The following is a 22,001-nucleotide window of genomic DNA, read 5'->3' as shown; positions in this document are numbered from 1 at the left end:
CTGTAGGAGCCAGGTGGACACCGAGTTCTTCTGGCGATGCTTTTCGCGGCCTGGATCGCCAGCAAGCTGGCTCCTACAGCAGGCCGCAAATCACGGAGTCGAGTCCCATGCCTACCCAAAGCCAAATCACCGCATCAACCTGCTGTTACTGCGGCGTGGGCTGTGGCGTGCTGATCGAGCACGACGGCGAGCACATCCTCGGCGTACAGGGCGATCCACAGCACCCGGCCAACTTCGGCAAATTGTGCAGCAAAGGTGCGACGCTGCACCTGACCGGCGACCTTGATGCCCGCGCCATGCACCCCGAATTACGCTTAGGCAAAGGCCTGGCTCGTTCGCGCACAGACTGGGACAGCGCCCTGGATCACGCGGCCAACGTATTTGCCGAGACCATTCGCGAACACGGCCCGGACAGCGTGGCGTTTTATATCAGCGGCCAATTACTCACCGAGGATTACTACGCCTTCAACAAGCTGGCCCGCGCCTTGGTAGGCACCAACAACATCGATAGCAACTCACGCCTGTGCATGAGTTCAGCCGTGGTCGGCTACAAACGCAGCTTGGGTGCGGATGCGCCGCCATGCAATTACGAAGACATCGAGCAAAGCGATTGTGTGCTGATAGTCGGCTCCAACATGGCTTTCGCCCATCCGGTGCTGTTTCGCCGCTTGGAAGAAGCCAAGGCCCAGCGCCCTCACATGCAAATCATTGTGGTCGATCCACGGCGCACCGATACCTGCGAGTTGGCCGATCTGCACCTGGCAATACTGCCCGGCAGTGACGTAGCGCTGTTTCACGGTTTGCTGCACATCCTGCTCTGGGAAGGTTGGGCCGACCGGCGCTTTATCGAGGCCCACACCGAGGGCTTCGAAGCGCTTAAAAGTCTGGTGCACGCCTATAACCCGCAGATGGTCAGCGAACTGTGCGGCATCAGCGTGGACAGCCTGCAGCGATGTGCACGGCTGATCGGCAACGCGCCGAGTTTCCTCTCGCTGTGGTGCATGGGCCTGAATCAATCCACGGCGGGTAGCGCAAAAAACAGCGCGCTGATCAACCTGCACCTGGCCACTGGTCAAATCGGCAAAGTGGGCAGCGGCCCGTTCTCCCTCACCGGCCAACCCAATGCCATGGGCGGGCGCGAAACCGGTAGCCTCAGCAATCTATTGCCCGGTCACCGCGAAGCCGCGAATGCTGAGCACCGCCAGGAAGTGGCCGATTATTGGGGCGTCGACAGCCTGCCGCACACCACCGGCCTCACGGCCATTGAGCTGTTTGAAGCCGTGCGCAGCGGGCACATAAAAGCCCTCTGGATCGCCTGCACCAACCCGGCGCAATCGTTGCCAGACCAAAACAAGGTGCATGAAGCCCTGGCCGCCTGCCCCTTTGTCGTCGTGCAAGAAGCCTTCTTTACCACCGAAACCTGCCACTATGCTGACCTGCTGCTGCCCGCCGCCAGTTGGGGCGAGAAAGAAGGCACCGTGACCAATTCCGAACGGCGCGTCAGCCATGTGCGCCGCGCCGTCCCCGCACCGGCTGAGGCGCGGCCGGATTGGGCCATCACCACCGATTTCGCCCGCCGCTTAGAACAACTGCTACGCCCCGGCCTGCCAAGCCTGTTCGCCTTCGACTGCCCGCAAGCGCTGTTCGAGGAGTACAAACACCTGACCGCCCAGCGTGACCTCGACCTCTCGGGGCTCAGCTACGCGATCCTGGACAACCAAGGCCCTCAGCAATGGCCCTTTCCGGCCGGCGCCACCGGCGGTACGCCACGTCTATATGGCGATGACCGTTTTCCCACCGCTAACGGTCGTGCGCAATTCATCGCCGAACCCTTCCGCGCCGCTCAGGAAAAGCGCGATACTCGCTACTCGCTGACCCTCAACACCGGCCGCCTGCGTGATCAATGGCACGGCATGAGCCGCACCGGCTCGGCTGCACGGCTGTTTAGCCATGCACCCGAAGCACTATTAAGCCTGCACCCGGACGAGCTGCGCCGACGGCGGCTGAACAGCGGTGATCTGGTGAAAATACGCAGCCGTCGCGGCAGTCTGATCGTGCCCGTGCAGGCCGATGACGCCGTGCGCAGCGGCCAGGCTTACTTGCCCATGCACTGGGGTAATCGCTTTCTGAAAGGTCTGGGCACCAACGTGCTGACCCAACCGGCATTCGATCCGTTATCCAAACAGCCGGAGCTGAAACATGCTGGCATCGAGCTGGATAAAGTCGAACTGCCTTGGCATTTCTTTGCCCTGGTTGAAGGTCAGGTGCAAACGCGCTTCGAGGCATTGCGCCCACTGTTTGAAGACTTCGCCTATGCCAACCTGACGCTGACGGGGCGTGAGCGGCCAGCCCTGTTGATTCGTGCAGCCTGCGCCATAGCACCTGCTCCTGAAGTGTTGGCGCAAATTGATCAAACCCTCGGGCTTAGCGACGGCCCTGTGCTGGCTTACGACGACCCACGCAAGGCCGTGGGTAAACGCGTACGCATCGAGGACGGGCGCATCACTGCCATTCGTTTGGCCGGCGAAACCGCCGCCCGTGACTGGCTCAAGGGCATCTGGGAGAGCGGCAGTGCCGATACCGAATTACGTCGCTGGCTGCTCGCGCCACGCTCGACACCGCCGGAGAACAGCGCCACCACAGCCGTCGGCAGAACCCTGTGTAACTGCCTGAATGTCAGTCACGAAGCTATCTGCGCAGGCATCGCTCAAGGCTTAGACCTCAATGGCCTTAAACAAACACTCAAGTGCGGCACCAATTGCGGCTCCTGCGTCCCCGAAATCAAACGCCTGCTGGCCACCCAGCCAGTCGCCGTCAACGCATAGAGGTATCCGATATGAACGCTAAAGTTTGGCTGGTTGGTGCAGGCCCCGGCGACCCCGACTTGCTGACGCTCAAGGCTGTCAAAGCCCTGCATCAAGCCGATATCGTCATGATCGATGACCTGGTCAACACAGCGGTGCTCGAACACTGTCCCCACGCACGCATCATGCACGTAGGCAAACGCGGTGGCTGCCGCTCGACACCGCAAGCATTTATTCATCGCCTGATGGTGCGCTATGCGCGCCAAGGTCAATGCGTGGTGCGCCTCAAAGGCGGCGATCCTTGCATCTTCGGCCGGGGCAGCGAGGAAGCCGACTGGCTCGGCCAGCACGGTATAGAGGTGGAAATAGTCAACGGCATCACGGCGGGCCTGGCCGGAGCCACCCACTGCGGCATTCCACTGACGCTGCGCGGTGTAGCCCGTGGCGTCACCTTGATCACCGCCCACACCCAAGATGACAGCAGCCTGAATTGGCAAGCTCTGGCTCAAAGCGGCACGACGTTGGTGGTCTATATGGGCGTAGCCAAACTGGCTGAGATCCGCGAAAGCCTTTTGGCGGGCGGGATGCGTGCAGACATGCCGGTGGCCCTGATCGAAAACGCCTCACTGCCGCAGCAACGCGAATGCCGCAGTAACCTGGCAAGCATGCAGCAAGCTGCTCAGGACTTCCGCTTGAAAAGCCCGGCCATCTTGGTGATTGGCGAGGTAGCCGCGCAACCTAACTTGCAACTAGCGGCTATCAGCGCCTGAGCTCTTCACGCTTCGCTCGCCCGCTGTACGTGGGCTTTTAGCGGATTTTCTTTGAAGAACGCAGATTATCCAGCGCATAAAAAAACCCGGCCGAAGCCGGGTTTTTTTATGTAGCCAGATCGATTACTGCTTGATCTGAGCTTCTACTTCAGCTTCTACGCGACGGTTTACAGCGCGGCCAGCATCGGAAACGTTGTCAGCAACCGGGCGGGACTCACCGTAACCAGCAGCGTTAACGCGCGAAGCGTCTACACCGTACTGGTTAACCAGTACGTCACGAACAGCGCTTGCGCGACGCTCGGACAGTTTCTGGTTGTAAGCGTCGCTGCCTTTGGAGTCAGTGTGACCTTCAACCACGGTGGTGGTTTGTGGGTACTGATTCATGAAGTCAGCCAGGTTTTTGATGTCGCCGTAGCTTTCAGGCTTAACCTGAGCTTTGTCGAAATCAAACTTGACGTCCAGCTCAACGCGAACCAGTTCAACCGGCTCTTCAGCAGCAACTACCGGCTCAGGAGTCGGCTCAACAGCCGCTACTGCAACAGGCGCTGCAGCAGGCGCGCTGCCGCCACCGAAGTTCATGCCGATACCGACGCTTGGAGCCCACTCGGTGTCGCCTTGGTCGATGTTGTACTGCGCTTCAACACCTGCACGGGCGTAGAAGTTGTCAGTGAAGAAGTACTTGGCACCGCCGCCTACGTTGGCAAAGGTGGAGCCATTGCGACCGTCACGGCCGGACTGACCGATGCTCTGGTCAGAGAAACCTGCAGAAACGTAAGGACGCAGTGCGTCGCCAGCGTTGTTGAAGTGATACAGCGCGTCAAGGGCAGTGTTGGAGCCTTTGATGTTGCGGCCATCTTCGCCACGGGCGTTGTGCACTTCGTCGTAGCTCAGACGCAGTTCAACGTCGTCAGTCAGGTAGTAGCCGATGCTGCCGCCGAACAGATTGCCGTTGTTTTTGAAGTCACGAGCGCTATCGAAGATTTCCTTCTTAGCAAAACCCTCCACTTCTACAGCGCCTTGACCCTGAGCCATGACGCTGAGGGAAGATACGGCCAGCAGCGAGCCAATAGCGACGCCTAAAGTGTTTTTCAGTTTCATCACGTAAATACCTATCTTGGTGGTCAGTAAGTTGTCTGACAGACGCAAGACAACTCAGCCGCTAACTCTAACAGAATTAACCATAAAATGGGACGCCAATACCCTAACTAAGTTTCGGGATTGTTCGAAAATTTATCACGCAGCCGGTCAAGCGACCTTTTGTAGCGCATTTTTGTTGCACTGAGGCCCATGTGCATAATGTCGGCGATTTCCTGAAATTCCAGCTCTGCGACAAAACGCAGCACCAAAATTTCACGGTCAATCGGGTTGACATGCACCAACCAGCGGTCAAGACCGGCCTTATCCTCTGGCTTGGGCATCTTCTCCTCGGAGGCTTCCTCCAAGGGATCCAAACTTAAGGCGTCAATAAGACGTCGCTTGCGCCGCTCTTTGCGATATTGGGTAATACATTCGTTATAGGTAATGCTGTATAGCCAGGTTTTAAACTTTGACTTGCCCTCAAAGTTCTTCAAGCCATATAAGACTTTGAGCATGACTTCCTGACACACATCGTCAGCGTCGCGCTCATTACCCAAGTATCGCGCGCACACGTTAAACAACGTGCGCTGATAGCGGCGCATCAGCTCTTCATACGCGCGGGTAATATGAAACAGTTCGTCATGCGCACGAGCCACCAACTCTTCGTCCGAGAGTTCGCGGGGATCGTAACGCACAGAGACAGGATGGGCTTTATTCAAAACGAGTCGGGCCGACAGTCAGGACAAAAGCCAACACAGCCTGAAATCAGACTGCGATTTGGCCGCATACAATAACAGGTAATCGCCTTAGCGGCTGTTTACCTGCTGTTCAAGCAAGGTGCGATTGGACACGGAAATCAACTCACCCGCGTCCGTCAACACGGTGGTTTTCACCGTGCCAATCTCCTCGATCTGGCCTTCGACAGCGCCCACCTGAACATGTTGCCCAACCTGGTACAACTCACGCACATAAATGCCCGCCAGAATCTGACTGGCGATATCCCGACTGCCCAAGCCAAGCGCCAAGGCCACTGCTAGACCTACCGAAATCAGCACAATGGCGATGACGTTATTGAGCAGGTCTGTTTTGATCTCCAATTGGCCAATGGCAACAGAGATGCTGATGATAATTACCAGCCCCTGCGCAATGCGCCCCAAACCATGGGCGTACTCCAAGCCAACGCCCTCTGCCGCGCCACGCACCAGCCCACTGACCAGTTGCGCAAGCAGCACGCCCGCCAGCAACACCAAGGCTGCGCCAAAGACTTTTGGCAAGTACAAGGCCAGCACATCAAGCGTCGACGAGACCCGCTCCAGGCCAAGGGACTCTGCGGCCGAGACCAAAAAGATCAGCAACACAAACCAGTAAATGATCTTGCCAATCAGCGTCGACACCGGCACCTGAATGCCGACACGACCAAGCAGCTTGGTCAAGCCAGTCCCAGTCATCAGACGGTCCAAACCAATTTTGCCCAAAAGCTTGGACAACAGAGTGTCGAGCAGTTTCGCCACCACAAACCCCAGCAGAACCAGAATCAGTGCAACGAAGAGGTTTGGAATAAAGCCGGCCACCTTGGTCCATAACGCGGTCATGGCGGCAATCAGGCTTTGAGTCCAGGGATCAAGTTCCATTTCAGTCGGCCTTATCAGTCGAGCGGTTTGAAGGTTTTTGGCGTGAAACAGGTGCGAGGTGTGATGAGCCATTATTCAGGGCAATCATCAGCGCGCTTAGCCAGTGCCCCATCAGGGCAAACAGGTCACCCGCACCGACCTGACGGTTTGCGGTTTTCAGCACACGATGCAAGCAAGCATCATCGTCATGATTTGAGGCGGGCGACTTAAGCAAATCGCGCAGTGATTCTTCAAAGGGATCGTGCATGGCGCACCTCACAGGATGTGACGGCTAGACGAGGGGTAATCAGGGTAAGTCACATCAGATCCAGCGCAGCCGACGAAACAGCAGCCATTGACCGAGCGCAACAGCCCCCATCAGCGAACAAGCCAACAGAAAACCATAGGGGCTTTCTGCGCCCGGAATACCGCCAACATTGATGCCGAGCAGACCGGTGAGAAAACTCATTGGCAGGAAAATGCCGGTGATGATGCCGAAACGGTACATGGTGTGGTTCATGCGCTCGTCCATGCGGCGGTTCTCGGCCTCCAGCAACAAACTGACGCGCTCACGGCTCAACTCAAGCTCCTCCAGGTAACGCGTCAGGCGGTTGTTTAGCTCATTCCAGTGACTGCTGTCGGTGCCAACAAACCAGGATTGAGCACTGGCGGTGAGCTGACCATAGATATCGCGCTGGGGAGCCAAAAAGCGCCGCAAACTGGCTGCACGACGGCGCATCTGCAGCAGATCGGCATGGTCCAGCATACGAGTCTGAGCAGCGTCGGCGCGCTCCTCTTGCTCGTCGATCTGCTCAGACAACTCGCCAATCAACAGCTCAATTTTATCCGTCAGATAATGCGCAAGCCGCAGGATCAACTCAGCCGCGTTCTTTGGCCCACGGCCAGCCAGCAAATCCTCAATCAAGGCTTCTGTGGCGCGCAGCGGCCGCAAACGCAAGGTAATGGCCCGCTGCGCATCAGCAAAAATACGCACCGAAACCATGTCTTCCGGTTCCGCCCCAGGGTTGAGGTTGAGCCCACGCAAAAACAGCAGCAATTGCTGCTCTGGCAGCGCCAGCAAGCGCGGTCGGGTGTTTTCCTCCAGCAGCAGGTTGCAGGCGAACTCGTTGAGCCCGCTCTGCGCCCGCAGCCAGCTTTGTGTATACGGATGCCCCCGATCCCAGTGCAACCAAAGGCTCTCTTGCTCCTGCAGCACGAGGCTTTGTAACTCTTGGCGGGTGATGCCGCGCGCACCGCCGCGCCCGTTCAGGACAAAGGCATGCACCAAGCCCCACTGGGCATTGTCTTCCTCACGCATCACGGTTTCCTGCAAGGCGGTTTACTCCGGCATTTGCAGTGCAGATGGGGAGATGATCACGCCATTGTTGTCGGCATAAATGAACTCGCCAGGGCGGAAAGTGACGCCACCAAAGGTCACGGCGACATTCAGATCACCAATGCCGCGCTTGTCGGTTTTCATTGGGTGACTGGCCAGCGCCTGAATACCCAGATCAGTTTGCGCCAGCACGTCGACGTCGCGCACGCAGCCGTACACCACAATGCCTTCCCAACCATTCTTGGCGGCTTTTTCAGCAAGCATGTCACCGAGTAGCGCACGACGCATGGACGCGCCGCCATCCACCACCATGACTTTACCTTTGCCAGGCTGCTCGACCTGCTCCTTGACCAGCGAGTTGTCCTCGAAGCATTTGATGGTAACGATTTCGCCACCAAAGGAGTCACGCCCACCAAAATTGCTGAACATCGGCTCAACAACCTGCACAAGTTCTGGGTAGGCGTCGCACAAATCAGGGGTGATGTAATGCATGAGAAATCTCCTTGTTAAGCATCATTTACTGAAAGATCGCGGGTATTGCGCGCAGCTTTAAAAAACTTAAACCCAGCCAACGCAACGGTCACTCTACTGCCACGCCCGCGCCGATACCAGAACGGGGCACATCAGCATCAGATATACAACGCTCACTCAGGCGCAGACTCACGTTCACGTTCAAGTTCGGCAGCCACTTGAGGACTTTTGCGCAGCCACTGCTCAACAAGCGGCCAAACCTCTCGCTGCGCTTCCTTACTGATCAGCATTTCAACGTGACCGAAGTCGTTGGTAAAACCATGTTTTTTGCCCAAACACAGAAACTCACTCAAAGGTGAGCCGAATTGTTTGAGCAGCTTCTCGCAGGCCCATGCAGGGTCTTGGTGATCGCCAAGTGCAGCCACCGCCATTACCGGCACGCACACCTCAGCCAAACCTTGCCACCAATCGCGGTCGGCATCACCAAAGCGACCGAACAGCCCATGCCAACGTAGGCTTTCGACAGCCAGGCCGATCGGCTCGTCCTCAGGGCCACGCTTTAACCGCGAGCCAGACAGCACAGAGAAACGCTTAAGCAGAAAACGACTGCCCCACTCCACCGGTGGTATTTTCAGCGGCCAGTAAACCCGACTGACCTGGCTACCAAACAGCACACTCGAAGCCACCCGGGTTTGATCCAGGTAATGACCACCCAGGGCACCGGCCAAAACAATGCCGCCCAGCGAATGCCCCAGCCAATGAGCTTTTTGTGGGTTCTGCTCGAAGACAAAGTCAGCAATGGCAGGCACGTCATAACGCACATAATCACTGACTGTGTTGCACTCATAGTCTCGATTGCGCGGTGACAGGCCATGGCCGCGCATTTCGGCGATCCATACATCAAACCCGGCACGCGCCAAAAATGGCCCCAGGCCAATGCAGTTGGGCGAATACCAAAACCGTCGATTGGAAAAGCTGCCGGGGATCAAAATAACGGGAATACCACGTGCTTGCTCATGCCCAGCGCGCCCCAGGCGCGTCAAGGCCAACTCAACACTGCTGTCGGGGCTGTTACCCGGTTTGAGACGATAAACGTCCTCACTCAGGTCGCCACGAAACTCCGCGCTGATCAAGGCGACGGGAAAAAGATCACTGCTGCTTTGCATCTATCTTCGCTCTGGTACATCCAGTTGCCGGGAGCACATTCACGCCGCACGCGACGACCCGGAGGGTAAAACTCAAAACGGTTTTCAGCACAATGGCACGTACTGAACACAAAAAAGGGCAGGTTAAACCCGCCCTTTAAAGCAAGAGGTTAAACCGTCGTCAAACCGACTGGCCTTCAGCCAGGAAGAACCAGGTATCAAGCACCGAATCGGGGTTGAGCGATACGCTTTCGATACCTTGCTCCATCAGCCAGCGCGCCAAGTCCGGGTGATCCGATGGGCCCTGACCGCAAATACCGATGTACTTGCCCGCCTTGTTACAGGCCTGAATCGCGTTGCTCAGCAGTTTTTTCACTGCAGGATTACGCTCATCGAACAGGTGCGCGACGATGCCAGAGTCACGATCCAGACCCAACGTTAGCTGGGTCAGGTCGTTGGAGCCAATGGAGAAGCCGTCGAAAAACTCAAGGAATTCTTCAGCCAGAATGGCGTTGGACGGCAACTCGCACATCATGATGATCTTCAGACCATCTTGACCACGGGCCAGGCCGTTGGCAGCGAGCAGTTCGACCACCTGACTGGCTTCGCCGAGGGTGCGAACGAACGGCACCATGATCTCGACGTTGGTCAGGCCCATCTCGTTGCGGACTTTTTTCAGCGCGCGGCATTCCAGCTCAAAGCAGTCACGGAACGACTCGCTGATGTAACGCGAAGCGCCGCGGAAACCCAGCATCGGATTCTCTTCTTCGGGCTCATACAGCTTGCCACCGATCAGATTGGCGTATTCGTTGGACTTGAAGTCCGACAGGCGCACGATGACTTTCTTCGGCCAGAACGCCGCTGCCAAGGTGCTGATACCTTCGACCAGTTTTTCGACATAGAAACCAACAGGATCGTCGTAACCGGCAATACGCTTCTCGACACTGTCCTTGATCTCTGGCGGCAGGCCGGCAAAGTTCAGCAGCGCTTTGGGGTGCACACCAATCATGCGGTTGATGATGAACTCCAGACGCGCAAGGCCAACGCCGGCGTTCGGCAGCTGGGCAAAGTCGAATGCGCGGTCTGGGTTACCGACGTTCATCATGATTTTGAACGGCAGTTCGGGCATGGCGTCGACCGAGTTCTTACGGATGTCGAAGCCCAGTTCACCCTCGAAGATAAAGCCGGTATCACCTTCGGCGCAGGAGACGGTGACACCCATGCCATCTTTCAGCACCTGAGTGGCGTTACCGCAACCGACCACGGCCGGGATACCTAACTCACGCGCGATGATCGCGGCGTGGCAGGTACGCCCACCACGGTTGGTGACGATTGCGCTGGCGCGCTTCATCACCGGCTCCCAATCTGGATCGGTCATATCCGAAACCAGTACGTCGCCTGGCTGAACCTTGTCCATCTCGGAAACGTCATGGATCACGCGCACTTTGCCGGCACCGATCTTCTGGCCGATAGCGCGACCTTCAACCAACACAGTGCCGGTTTCCTTGAGCAGGTAACGCTCCATAACATTGATATTGGTGCGGCTTTTCACCGTTTCAGGGCGAGCCTGGACGATGTACAGCTTGCCGTCATCACCGTCTTTGGCCCACTCGATATCCATCGGGCGGCCATAGTGCTTCTCGATGATCATCGCCTGCTTGGCCAGCTCGCTGACCTCGGCATCGCTCAGGCAGAAGCGTGCGCGCTCAGCGCGATCTACATCGACGACCTTGACCGACTTACCGGCCTTGGCCTCGTCGCCGTAGATCATCTTGATAGCTTTGCTGCCCAGATTGCGGCGCAGGATGGCCGGGCGACCGGCTTCCAGCGTCTGCTTGTGCACATAGAATTCGTCAGGGTTAACCGCGCCCTGTACCACGGTTTCGCCAAGGCCATACGCGCCGGTGATAAACACCACATCACGGAAGCCTGATTCGGTATCCAGGGTGAACATCACCCCAGCGGTTCCCGTTTCCGAGCGCACCATGCGCTGCACACCGGCAGACAGGGCGACCAATTTGTGGTCAAAGCCCTGATGCACGCGATAGGCGATGGCGCGGTCATTGAACAAGGAGGCAAACACTTCTTTGGCGGCGCGAATGACGTTTTCCACACCACGGATGTTCAGGAAAGTTTCCTGCTGGCCGGCAAACGAGGCATCCGGCAGGTCTTCGGCAGTGGCCGAGGAGCGCACAGCAACAGCCATGTTTTCGTTGCCATTGGCCATGGCTGCGAAAGCAGTGCGAATTTGCGTGTTCAGCTCTTCAGGGAAAGAAGCATCCATCACCCACTGACGGATCTGCGCGCCGGTCTTGGCCAGGGCGTTGACGTCATCGACATCCAGCGCGTCAAGCGCCGCATGAATCTGATCGTTCAAGCCGCTCAGTTCGAGAAAGTCGCGATAGGCCTGGGCCGTAGTGGCGAAACCGCCAGGCACCGAAACTCCGGCACCGGCAAGGTTGCTGATCATCTCGCCGAGGGATGCGTTCTTGCCCCCTACGTGCTCAACATCGTGATTGCCGAGCTTATCGAGGGAAACTACGTACTCTACCAAGGTGATCTCTCCACTAACGGTGTTGGAAAAACTCAGGAGCTGGGTGGTTCGGCGGTCTGTGCCCGCTCGATTGTGGCCTGTCCCTGGAAAATAAGTAACAATGCCAGCCAGTTCGGCCCTGCAAAGGCGGGCCTATGATAGCCAAGATTCTTTCCCAGCTTAAGGCCTAGGGTGCAAATGAAACGAACCGCTTTCTTCATCTCCGACGGCACCGGCATCACCGCCGAAACCTTGGGGCAAAGCCTGCTGGCTCAGTTTGAAACCATCAATTTCACCAAACTGACCCGTCCTTATATCGACAGCGTCGAAAAAGCACGGGCCATGGTACAACAAATTAATAAGGCGGCAGAGCAAGACGGCGCCCGCCCGATCATCTTCGACACCATCGTCAATCAAGATATCCGTGATGTCCTCGCTGAATCTGATGGATTCATGATCGATATCTTCTCCACCTTCCTCGCGCCGCTCGAACAAGAACTGACGTCACACTCGTCTTACTCAGTCGGCAAGTCACACTCCATTGGCCATAACTCCAACTACATGGAGCGTATCGATGCGGTGAACTTTGCCCTCGACAACGACGATGGCGCGCGCACGCATTATTACGATAGAGCTGATCTGATTTTGGTCGGTGTCTCGCGCTGCGGTAAAACGCCAACCTGTCTTTACATGGCCATGCAGTACGGTATTCGCGCCGCCAACTACCCGCTCACGGAAGACGACATGGAGCGTTTGCAACTGCCTGCGGCGCTTAAACAGTACAAGGACAAACTGTTTGGGTTAACCATTGACCCAGATCGCCTTACCGCCATCCGCAACGAGCGCAAACCCAACAGCCGTTATGCCAGTTACGCCCAATGCGAATTCGAAGTGCGCGAGGTGGAAAACCTGTTCCGCCGCGAGAACATCAACTTCATCAACTCCACGCATTTCTCGGTGGAGGAAATCTCCGCGAAGATTCTCGTGGAAAAAGGTGTAGAGCGCCGCCTCAAGTAGCCAGGTTTGGCGGCGCGAGGGTTGATTCAAGCCACTCGCCGCCCTTTCTGAGCGCCCCACCCTACACAGCCGTCAGAAAGAATCGCTCGGTACGCGCACCCAGCCTTCCATCAGGATGCGTGCGCTGCGGCTCATGATGGCTTTGGTCACGGTCCATTGGCCATCTACCTGCGCCGCTTGCGCGCCCACGCGCAAAGTGCCGGAAGGATGACCAAAGCGCACGGCATCAGGCGTACCGCCACCGGCGGCCAGATTGACCAGCGTCCCTGGCACCGCCGCGGCCGTACCAATGGCCACTGCGCAGGTGCCCATCATGGCGTGATGCAATTTGCCCATCGACAGCGCCCGCACCAGCAAATCAACCTCACCAGCTTCGATAAGCTTACCGCTTGAGGCGTTGTAGCTTTTTGGCTTGGCGACAAAGGCAATCTTGGGTGTGTGCTGGCGAGTCAATGCTTCTTCAGGGGTTTTGATCAGCCCCATGCGCAACGCACCAGCAACGCGAATCGCCTCAAAGCGCGCCAATTGCGCGGGGTCGCCATTGATCTGCTCGCGCAGTTCTGTGCCGCTGTAACCGATGTCTTCGGCATTAACGAATACGGTTGGAATCCCGGCACTAATCATGGTCGCTTTAAAGATGCCAACACCCGGCACGTCGAGGTCATCGATCAGATTGCCCGTGGGAAACATCGAGCTACCCGCCTCGCCATCATCGGAGGGGTCAAGAAACTCCAAGACAATTTCCGCTGCCGGAAAAGTCACGCCATCCAACTCGAAATCGCCGGTTTCCTGAACCTGCCCGTTACTGACTGGCACATGGGCGATGATGGTTTTGTGGATATTGGCCTGCCAAATACGCACCACACACACGCCATTTTCAGGCACACGCGCCGGATCGACCAGACCAGCCTGCAGAGCAAAAGCACCTGCTGCAGTCGATAGGTTGCCGCAGTTACCGCTCCAATCGACAAAGGCTTTATCGATGGAAACTTGGCCATAGAGATAGTCCACGTCGTGATCCGGCTGATTGCTCTTGCTCAAAATCACACACTTGGAGGTGGACGATGTCGCGCCGCCCATGCCGTCGATCTGCGCGGCATAAGGATCAGGGCTGCCGATAACGCGCATAAAGAGTTTGTCGCGAGCCGCGCCCGGCACCTGACAGTTGGCGGGCAGGTCATCAAGGCGAAAGAACACGCCCTTGCTGGTACCGCCACGCATATAAGTGGCGGGGATTTTGATTTGGGGGGCGTTGGACATGGGTAATACCTACTCCAAATTATGTGACGACTGCGCATGTAGGATGGGCTTTAGCCGCGAGCTTCTTAACGCTAAATCGCGGCTAAAGCCCCCTCCTACAACGCCAAACCTAGACGCAGGGCGGATGACGCTTTCCATCCACCAAGCAGAACTCAACGGTGGATGGGTGAAGCGTGATCCGCCCTACAGACTCAAGCCACCGCGCCTTCCAGGAAGTCCTGAGCGAAGCGCTGCAACACGCCGCCGGCGTTGTAGACGTTGACTTCAGCAGCGGTGTCCAGACGACAGATCACCGGCACCTTGACCACGTCGCCATTGCGGCGATTGACCACCAGGGTCAGTTCGCAACGCGGCGATACCTCGCCCTCGATGTCGTAGGTTTCGGTGCCATCCAGACCGAGGGTCAGGCGGGTGGTTCCCGGCTTGAACTCCACCGGCAACACACCCATACCGACCAGGTTGGTGCGGTGGATGCGCTCGAAACCTTCGGCCACGATCACTTCCACACCCGCCAAGCGCACGCCCTTGGCTGCCCAGTCACGCGACGAGCCCTGACCGTAGTCAGCCCCGGCAACGATGATCAGGTTCTGCTTACGGCTCATGTAGGTTTCGATCGCTTCCCACATGCGCATGACCTTGCCTTCCGGCTCGACACGCGCCAGCGAACCCTTCTTCACCGCACCGTCAACAACGGCCATTTCATTGACCAGTTCTTTGTTGGCGAACGTAGCGCGCTGCGCCGTCAGGTGGTCGCCGCGGTGGGTGGCGTAGGAGTTGAAGTCCTCCTCGGGCAAGCCCATCTTGTGCAGGTATTCACCGGCGGCTGAGTTCATCTGGATCGCGTTGGACGGCGACAGGTGATCGGTGGTGATGTTGTCTGGCAGGATCGCCAGCGGCAGCATGCCCTTGAGCGTGCGCTCACCGGCCAGCGCACCTTCCCAGTAAGGCGGACGGCGGATGTAGGTGGACATCGGACGCCAGTCATACAGCGGGCTTTCTGCTTCCTGAATGGTGCCCAGATCAAACATCGGGATGTAGATCTGCTTGAACTGCTCAGGTTTCACCGAGGCGGCAACAATCGCGTCGATTTCTTCATCGCTTGGCCACAGGTCTTTCAACGTCACCGGATTGCCATTGCGGTCGTGGCCGAGCACATCCTGCTCGATATCAAAACGCACGGTGCCGGCAATCGCGTAAGCCACCACCAGCGGCGGTGAAGCCAGGAACGCTTGTTTGGCGTAGGGGTGGATACGACCGTCGAAGTTACGGTTACCGGACAGCACCGCCGTGGCGTAGAGGTCACGGTCGATGATTTCCTGCTGGATCACCGGATCCAGAGCACCGGACATGCCGTTACAGGTGGTGCAGGCATAACCGACGATGCCAAAACCGAGCTTTTCCAGCTCCGACAGCAGACCAGCATCTTCCAGGTACAACTTGGCAACCTTGGAACCCGGAGCGAAGGACGTTTTGACCCACGGTTTGCGCAGCAGACCCAGCTCGTTAGCCTTCTTCGCCAGCAAGCCGGCAGCCACCACGTTGCGTGGGTTGGAGGTGTTGGTGCAACTGGTTATGGCGGCGATGATCACCGCGCCGTCGGGCATCAGGCCTTCAGCTTCTTCGAGCTTGCCGGCGGCCAGCTTGGCTTCATCGGCAATACCGCGCTCATGCAGCGCTGAAGTCGGCAGGCGCTTGTGCGGGTTGGACGGGCCAGCCATGTTGCGCACGACGGTGGAAAGATCGAAGCTCAGTACGCGCTCATACTCGGCGCTGACCAGGGCATCAGCCCAGAGTCCGGTGGTCTTGGCGTAGTTCTCTACCAGCTCGATCTGCTCCGGCTCGCGACCGGTGAGCTTGAGGTAATCGATGGTTTGCTGGTCGATGTAGAACATCGACGCGGTGGCACCGTATTCCGGGCACATGTTGGAAATGGTCGCGCGATCGCCGATCGACAGGCTGTCCGCACCCGCGCCGAAGAACTCGACCCAAGCACCGACTACACGATCCTTGCGCAGGAACTCGGTGATAGCCAGGACGATATCGGTGGCGGTAATGCCAGGCTGGCGCTTGCCAGTAAGCTGCACGCCGACGATGTCGGGCAGGCGCATCATCGATGGCAGGCCGAGCATCACGGTTTCAGCTTCCAGACCGCCAACACCGATGGCAATCACACCCAGAGCATCGACATGCGGGGTATGCGAGTCGGTGCCCACGCAGGTATCCGGGAAGGCCACGCCGCCACGCGCCTGAATCACCGGACTCATTTTCTCCAGGTTGATCTGGTGCATGATGCCGTTACCGGCCGGGATCACGTCGACGTTCTTGAACGCGGTCTTGGTCCACTCGATAAAGTGGAATCGGTCCTCGTTGCGGCGGTCTTCGATAGCGCGGTTTTTATCGAAGGCGTCCGGATCGAAGCCCGGCGCTTCCACGGCCAGGGAGTGGTCGACAATCAGCTGGGTCGGCACTACCGGGTTGACCTTGGACGGATCACCACCCTTTTCGGCGATGGCATCACGCAGGCCGGCCAGGTCGACCAACGCGGTCTGACCGAGGATGTCGTGGCAGACCACGCGAGCCGGGTACCAGGGGAAATCCAGGTCCTGCTTGCGCTCGATCAGCTGCTTGAGCGAATCAGTCAGCGCGGCCGGCTCACAGCGACGCACCAGCTGCTCAGCCAGAACGCGGGATACGTAGGGCAGTTTGGCGTAGGCACCGGGGGCGATGGCATCAATCGCCTCGCGGGTGTCGAAGTAATCGAGCGACGTGCCGGGCAGCGGCTTGCGGTATTGAGTATTCAGTGAGGTGCTCATTATTTACGGTCCTTGAGCGGCACGAAGGTGAGGTCTTCGGGGCCTACATAGTTGGCGCTCGGGCGAATAATCTTGCCGTCGATACGCTGCTCAATCACATGACTGGACCAGCCCGAGGTGCGGGCGATGACGAACAACGGGGTGAACATAGCGGTCGGCACGCCCATCATGTGGTAGCTGACGGCACTGAACCAATCGAGGTTGGGGAACATCTTTTTGATTTCCCACATGGTGCTTTCCAGGCGCTCGGCTATGTCGTACATCTTCATGTTGCTCTGCTCAGCCGACAGCTCGCGGGCCACGTCTTTGATCACCTTGTTGCGTGGGTCGCTGACGGTGTAAACCGGGTGACCGAAGCCGATCACCACTTCTTTTTTCTCCACGCGCGCGCGGATATCCGCCTCGGCTTCATCCGCGTTGTCGTAACGTTTCTGAATCTCGAAGGCCACTTCGTTGGCACCACCGTGCTTGGGCCCACGCAGCGCGCCAATGCCACCGGCAATGCAGCTGAACATGTCGGAACCGGTGCCGGCGATCACCCGCGAGGTGAACGTGGATGCATTGAATTCATGCTCGGCGTAGAGAACCAGACTGGTGTGCATGGCGCGCACCCAAGACTCACGCGGCGCTTCACCGTGCAGCAAATGCAAAAAGTGACCACCGATGGAATCGTCGTCGGTTTCCACCTCAATGCGCTTGCCGTTGTGGCTGAAGTGATACCAGTACAGCAGCATGGAACCGAGCGACGCCATCAGCTTGTCGGCGATATCACGCGCGCCGGGATGGTTGTGGTCGTCCTTCTCGGGCGACAGGCAGCCAAGCACGGAAACACCCGTGCGCATCACATCCATCGGGTGAGCCGAAGGTGGCAGTTGCTCCAAGGCGGTTTTCAACGCCGCCGGCAAGCCACGCAGGGCTTTTAGCTTGGCTTTGTAGCCGGCCAGTTCGGCCACATTGGGCAGCTTGCCGTGCACCAGCAAGTGAGCGATTTCCTCAAACTCACAGGTGGTGGCGACATCCAGAATGTCATAGCCACGGTAATGCAGGTCGTTACCGCTACGGCCTACGGTGCACAGGGCCGTATTACCGGCGGCGGTGCCGGAGAGGGCCACAGATTTCTTCGGTTTGAAGCCTGGGGTGGTTTCGCTGCTCATGGTTATCTCCTCAAGTCCGGTCTTATTTTTTTGCCGCGAACAGGGCATCAAGCTTTTGCTCAAAAGCGTGATAGCCAATGCGGTCATAGAGTTCGGCACGGGTCTGCATCAGTTCGATCACATCCTGCTGATGGCCTTGCTGGCGAATCGAGGTGTAGACACTTTCAGCCGCCTTGTTGGCCGCGCGGAACGCCGACAGCGGATAAAGCTGGATGGCCACGCCAACCGACGCCAATTCGTCGCGGGTAAACAACGGCGTAGCACCAAATTCGGTGATATTGGCCAGCACCGGCACATTCAGCGCGTCGACGAAGCGCTTGTAGGTTGGCAAGTCGTAGGCGGCTTCGGCAAAAATGCCATCGGCACCCGCCTCCACGTAACGCTGGCAACGCTCAATCGCTGCGTCTACACCTTCGGCCTGGATGGCATCAGTACGGGCGATCAGAAAGAAATCCGGGTCGGTTTTGGCATCAGCGGCAGCGCGCACGCGGTCGACCATTTCTTCGCAGGTTACGATTTCTTTGCCAGGGCGATGACCACAACGCTTGGCCCCCACCTGATCCTCGATATGCGCGGCAGCGGCGCCAGCTTTAATCAGGTTCTTGATAGTGCGTTCAATATTGAAGGCCGAGGGACCAAAACCGGTATCGATGTCGACCAACAGCGGCAGATCGCAGACATCGGTGATGCGACGCACATCAGTGAGTACGTCATCCAGCGTATTGATGCCCAAATCCGGCAAACCAAGGGAGCCCGCCGCCACGCCGCCACCCGACAGGTAGATAGCCCGAAAGCCTGCGCGTTTGGCCAAAAGCGCATGGTTGGCGTTGATCGCGCCGATAACCTGCAATGGCGTCTCGATAGCAAGGGCCTGACGGAAACGCTGACCTGGAGAAAGCTGACTCATAACTCACCTCGGTTTTTGGCTGTCTTGGAAGGTGCGCCCTGCCCCGTACTGAGGGTGAAGTGACGCTCAATATTGCGTTTGGAAGCGCCGATATGGCGACGCATCAGCAACTCGGCCAACTCACCGTCGCGGTCAGCAATGGCATCGAGAATACGGTGGTGTTCGGCAAAGGCCTGGCGTGGACGTTTGGGCGTAGCGGAGAACTGCAAGCGGTACATGCGCACCAACTGATACAGCTCGCCGCAGAGCATTTGCGTCAACGTCTTGTTGCCGCTGCCCTGAATGATTCGATAGTGGAAGTCAAAATCACCTTCCTGCTGGTAGTAACCGACGCCCGCCTTAAATGCTTCATCCTGCTCGTGCAGGTCCAGCACTTGGCGCAGCTCATCGATTTCCTTTTGCGTCATGCGCTCAGCGGCAAGGCGGCAGGCCATTCCCTCAAGCGATTCGCGAATTTCATACAGCTCAATCAGTTCGGCATGAGACAACGAAACCACCCGTGCGCCGACATGCGGAATGCGCACCAGCAGCCGCTGCCCTTCAAGGCGATGGATGGCCTCACGCAACGGACCTCGGCTGATGCCATAGGTACGCGCCAGCTCAGGCTCAGATATTTTGCTGCCCGGCGCGATCTCTCCTTTGACGATGGCCGCCTGAATGCGCCGAAAAACCTGCTCCGAGAGGGTTTCGGAATCCTCCTGCAGCGTATCGATAGGCTCAATCACTTCCAGCATATTGTCGACACCAGCCTGATTTTATAGGCTAAAACTACCCTCAAGATCCAAATCAGTCAATTAAAAGCAACAATGTGTCGACAATATACGTACTGACTTTAGTCGAACCTTACATCCATCTTTACTTGCATAAAGGCGTCTAAGCGCCTGTCCGCACTGAAAAAGCCCATGATAGAATGCCGCCCGCTGAAGGCCCGAAGGTAAATCCGTCACGCCTGCTAGACTCAACGTCAGCAATACTATTCAGTAATACACCGCACCTCTTCGCCCTACCCCGATACCTACAGGCTCTATGACACTCAAACCCACCTACCTTCTATTGTGCCTACTGATTGCTACTGGCTTCGGCACAGCCGTGGCCGAGCAAAAAACCGTATATGGGCTCAATGAATATGTGCGCCTGCTGGATCTGGATCTAAAGCTTGCAGCCAAACTCGATACTGGCGCCAAAACAGCCTCGCTCAGTGCGCGCGATATCAAACGCTTCAAACGTGACGGTGAAACCTGGGTTCGTTTCTACCTAGGCATTGATCAAGCCCAGAGCAGCCCAATTGAACGCCCGCTTGCGCGCATCAGCAAAATCAAACGCCGCGCAGGCGACTATGATCCTGAAGAAGGCAAAACCTATACAGCGCGTCCCGTTATCGAGATGGACGTGTGCATGGGGCAAACCTTGCGCAGCATTGAAGTGAACTTGACTGACCGCAGTGCATTCCAATACCCATTATTGATAGGCTCCGATGCACTGACGCGTTTCTCAGCAGTAGTCGACCCCAGCCTTAAATACGCAGCAGGCAAGCCTGCTTGCACCCCTGACGCAAACCCTGGCGAGTAATTCCCATGCGCTCTCTTACCCTTCATCTGAAAGTCCTGATTATTCTCCTTGTGAGCCTGGGCGTTCTGATCACGGCCTACCAGATTTTCATCCTCGGCATCCCCATGACCGCCGATGAGACTGATGATCTTTGGAACATCGACGCCAAAGTCGAATTCCAGGCCAGCCCGCGCGAGCCGGTCAAACTGCAGATGTTTGTGCCGCCCCTGGCTCAGGATTATGTCAGCCTCAATGAAAGCTTCATTTCCAATAACTACGGTGTGAGCATCAACCGCGCGGACGGAAACCGTAAGGTGACCTGGTCAGCCCGTCGCGCCAACGGTAAACAAACCTTGTACTACCGCCTGGTGCTGACCAAGCGCTATAGCGGTGAACAAGCCAAGGCGAAGGGACCGATCTTCCGCGATAGCATCCCAGTCGAAGGTGCCGAAAAAATTGCGGCCGAAGCCCTGCTGGCCCCCATCCGTCAGCACTCTGCGGATGTGGAAACCTTCATCAGTGAAACCATCAAACGCGTCAACAACCCCAACGATGACAACGTAAAACTGTTGCTTGGCGGCGATGCGTCAACATCCAACAAATCAAAAGCCATTGAGTTGCTGCTGTCTATCGCTCACGTCCCTATGGAGCGTGTGCACACCATTCGCCTGGCTTCTGAAATCCAGCAAAGCCCTGAACTGTGGCTGCGCAGTTTCAACGGTGAAAAATGGCTTTACTTCAATCCGGAAACCGGCGAACAAGGCCTGCCAGTTGACCGTTTGGTGTGGTGGATTGGTGACGAAAACCTGGTGACCCTTGAAGGTGGTAAGCAGGCGCAAGTTAGCTTCAGCTTGAATAACAGCGAAATGAATGCCATACGCCTGGCTAAGCTGACCGACGAAAACACTGACGCTGACTTCCTTGAATACAGCCTTTATGGCCTGCCACTGCAAACGCAGCAGACCTTTATGGTCATGGTCATGATCCCGATCGGTGTGCTGGTCATTCTGATCCTGCGTAACCTGGGCGGCCTTCAGACACTGGGAACCTTTACCCCTGTGCTGATTGCTCTGGCCTTCCGCGAAACGCAACTGGGCTTTGGTATTTTCCTGTTTACTGTGATCACTGCCCTCGGCTTGTCGCTACGCTCGTACTTGGAACATCTCAAACTGCAAATGCTGCCACGACTCTCGGTAGTGCTAACGTTTGTGGTGGTGTTAATCGCGGCCATCAGCCTGTTCAGCCATAAGCTGGGCCTTGAGCGCGGTCTGTCGGTGGCACTGTTCCCAATGGTGATTCTGACCATGACCATCGAACGCCTGTCGATTACCTGGGAAGAGCGAGGCGGCTCGCACGCCTTTAAAGTGGCTATTGGCACCCTGTTCGCCGCCACCCTGGCGCACCTGCTGATGAGCGTACCGGAGCTGAATTACTTTATTTTCACCTTCCCGGCCGTTCTCATGATTCTGGTGGGCTTCATGCTGGCGATGGGTCGCTACCGTGGCTACCGCCTGACTGAGCTGTTCCGCTTTAAAGCCTTCCTCAAGGATTAATGC

The 22,001-nt window shown here is 57.3% G+C and carries 18 protein-coding genes; 5 read left to right on the top strand and 13 right to left on the bottom strand.

The genetic code is table 11. The features are described 5' to 3' along the window. The first annotated feature begins 107 nt into the window (after positions 1-107). Positions 108-2,825: a nitrate reductase gene (locus AUK77_RS05545; RefSeq protein ID WP_296127028.1), complete on the top strand. Its 2,718-nt coding sequence runs from the start codon at positions 108-110 to the stop codon at positions 2,823-2,825. A gap of 11 nt (positions 2,826-2,836) precedes the next feature. Continuing rightward, on the top strand, positions 2,837-3,574 hold the full coding sequence (gene cobA, locus AUK77_RS05540; RefSeq protein ID WP_296127026.1) for a uroporphyrinogen-III C-methyltransferase: 738 nt from the start codon (positions 2,837-2,839) through the stop codon (positions 3,572-3,574). Positions 3,575-3,697: 123 nt separating this feature from the next. On the opposite strand, the gene AUK77_RS05535 is transcribed toward cobA, so the two are convergent. The 8 genes from AUK77_RS05535 to ppsA all read right to left on the bottom strand — a co-directional run bounded on the left by AUK77_RS05535 (position 3,698) and on the right by ppsA (position 11,767). Beyond that, positions 3,698-4,672 carry an OmpA family protein gene (locus AUK77_RS05535; protein ID WP_296127196.1) on the bottom strand — a complete coding sequence of 325 codons (975 nt, stop codon included), beginning with the start codon at positions 4,670-4,672 and terminating at the stop codon, positions 3,698-3,700. Between the two features lie 107 nt (positions 4,673-4,779). Continuing rightward, positions 4,780-5,370, bottom strand: a complete 591-nt coding sequence (sigX, locus tag AUK77_RS05530; protein ID WP_296127024.1) for an RNA polymerase sigma factor SigX — start codon at positions 5,368-5,370, stop codon at positions 4,780-4,782. Between the two features lie 87 nt (positions 5,371-5,457). Next, positions 5,458-6,282 (bottom strand): mechanosensitive ion channel domain-containing protein, encoded by an 825-nt coding sequence (locus tag AUK77_RS05525; RefSeq protein WP_296127022.1) that lies wholly within the window; start codon positions 6,280-6,282, stop codon positions 5,458-5,460. A gap of 1 nt (position 6,283) precedes the next feature. Then, positions 6,284-6,529 carry a CrfX protein gene (locus AUK77_RS05520; protein WP_296127020.1) on the bottom strand — a complete coding sequence of 82 codons (246 nt, stop codon included), beginning with the start codon at positions 6,527-6,529 and terminating at the stop codon, positions 6,284-6,286. A gap of 54 nt (positions 6,530-6,583) precedes the next feature. Next, positions 6,584-7,579: a zinc transporter ZntB gene (locus AUK77_RS05515; protein ID WP_296127018.1), complete on the bottom strand. Its 996-nt coding sequence runs from the start codon at positions 7,577-7,579 to the stop codon at positions 6,584-6,586. Positions 7,580-7,600: 21 nt separating this feature from the next. Beyond that, positions 7,601-8,089, bottom strand: coding sequence for a ribonuclease E activity regulator RraA (gene rraA / locus AUK77_RS05510; protein WP_108488143.1), 489 nt, complete (start codon positions 8,087-8,089; stop codon positions 7,601-7,603). 152 nt (positions 8,090-8,241) lie between these two features. After that, positions 8,242-9,234: an alpha/beta fold hydrolase gene (locus AUK77_RS05505; RefSeq protein ID WP_296127017.1), complete on the bottom strand. Its 993-nt coding sequence runs from the start codon at positions 9,232-9,234 to the stop codon at positions 8,242-8,244. A 160-nt stretch (positions 9,235-9,394) separates the two neighbouring features. Further along, positions 9,395-11,767, bottom strand: coding sequence for a phosphoenolpyruvate synthase (gene ppsA / locus AUK77_RS05500; protein ID WP_296127015.1), 2,373 nt, complete (start codon positions 11,765-11,767; stop codon positions 9,395-9,397). A 177-nt stretch (positions 11,768-11,944) separates the two neighbouring features. Between ppsA and AUK77_RS05495 the strand changes: the two genes are divergently transcribed. After that, entirely contained in the window at positions 11,945-12,763 is an 819-nt protein-coding gene (locus tag AUK77_RS05495; protein ID WP_296127013.1) for a pyruvate, water dikinase regulatory protein, read from the top strand. Between the two features lie 72 nt (positions 12,764-12,835). On the opposite strand, the gene prpF is transcribed toward AUK77_RS05495, so the two are convergent. The 5 genes from prpF to AUK77_RS05470 all read right to left on the bottom strand — a co-directional run bounded on the left by prpF (position 12,836) and on the right by AUK77_RS05470 (position 19,631). Beyond that, positions 12,836-14,023, bottom strand: a complete 1,188-nt coding sequence (gene prpF / locus AUK77_RS05490) for a 2-methylaconitate cis-trans isomerase PrpF (RefSeq protein ID WP_296127011.1) — start codon at positions 14,021-14,023, stop codon at positions 12,836-12,838. 191 nt (positions 14,024-14,214) lie between these two features. Next, positions 14,215-16,824, bottom strand: coding sequence for a Fe/S-dependent 2-methylisocitrate dehydratase AcnD (gene acnD, locus AUK77_RS05485; RefSeq protein WP_296127194.1), 2,610 nt, complete (start codon positions 16,822-16,824; stop codon positions 14,215-14,217). Positions 16,825-16,835: 11 nt separating this feature from the next. Next, positions 16,836-17,990 (bottom strand): 2-methylcitrate synthase, encoded by a 1,155-nt coding sequence (gene prpC, locus AUK77_RS05480; RefSeq protein ID WP_296127008.1) that lies wholly within the window; start codon positions 17,988-17,990, stop codon positions 16,836-16,838. Positions 17,991-18,012: 22 nt separating this feature from the next. Beyond that, entirely contained in the window at positions 18,013-18,897 is an 885-nt protein-coding gene (gene prpB, locus AUK77_RS05475) for a methylisocitrate lyase (RefSeq protein WP_296127005.1), read from the bottom strand. Continuing rightward, positions 18,894-19,631 (bottom strand): GntR family transcriptional regulator, encoded by a 738-nt coding sequence (locus AUK77_RS05470; protein WP_296127003.1) that lies wholly within the window; start codon positions 19,629-19,631, stop codon positions 18,894-18,896. The genes prpB and AUK77_RS05470 overlap by 4 nt, the downstream gene beginning before the upstream one ends. 292 nt (positions 19,632-19,923) lie before the next feature. Here AUK77_RS05470 and AUK77_RS05465 point away from each other — a divergent pair, with 292 nt between their 5' ends. Beyond that, positions 19,924-20,466 (top strand): ATP-dependent zinc protease, encoded by a 543-nt coding sequence (locus AUK77_RS05465; protein ID WP_296127002.1) that lies wholly within the window; start codon positions 19,924-19,926, stop codon positions 20,464-20,466. A gap of 5 nt (positions 20,467-20,471) precedes the next feature. Beyond that, positions 20,472-21,998 (top strand): inactive transglutaminase family protein, encoded by a 1,527-nt coding sequence (locus AUK77_RS05460; protein ID WP_296127000.1) that lies wholly within the window; start codon positions 20,472-20,474, stop codon positions 21,996-21,998. Positions 21,999-22,001: the final 3 nt, after the last annotated feature.

It is taken from the genome of Pseudomonas sp. Ga0074129 (assembly GCA_001465025.1).
Classification (GTDB): domain Bacteria; phylum Pseudomonadota; class Gammaproteobacteria; order Pseudomonadales; family Pseudomonadaceae; genus Aquipseudomonas.
This window is presented reverse-complemented; position numbering and strand designations above follow the sequence as displayed.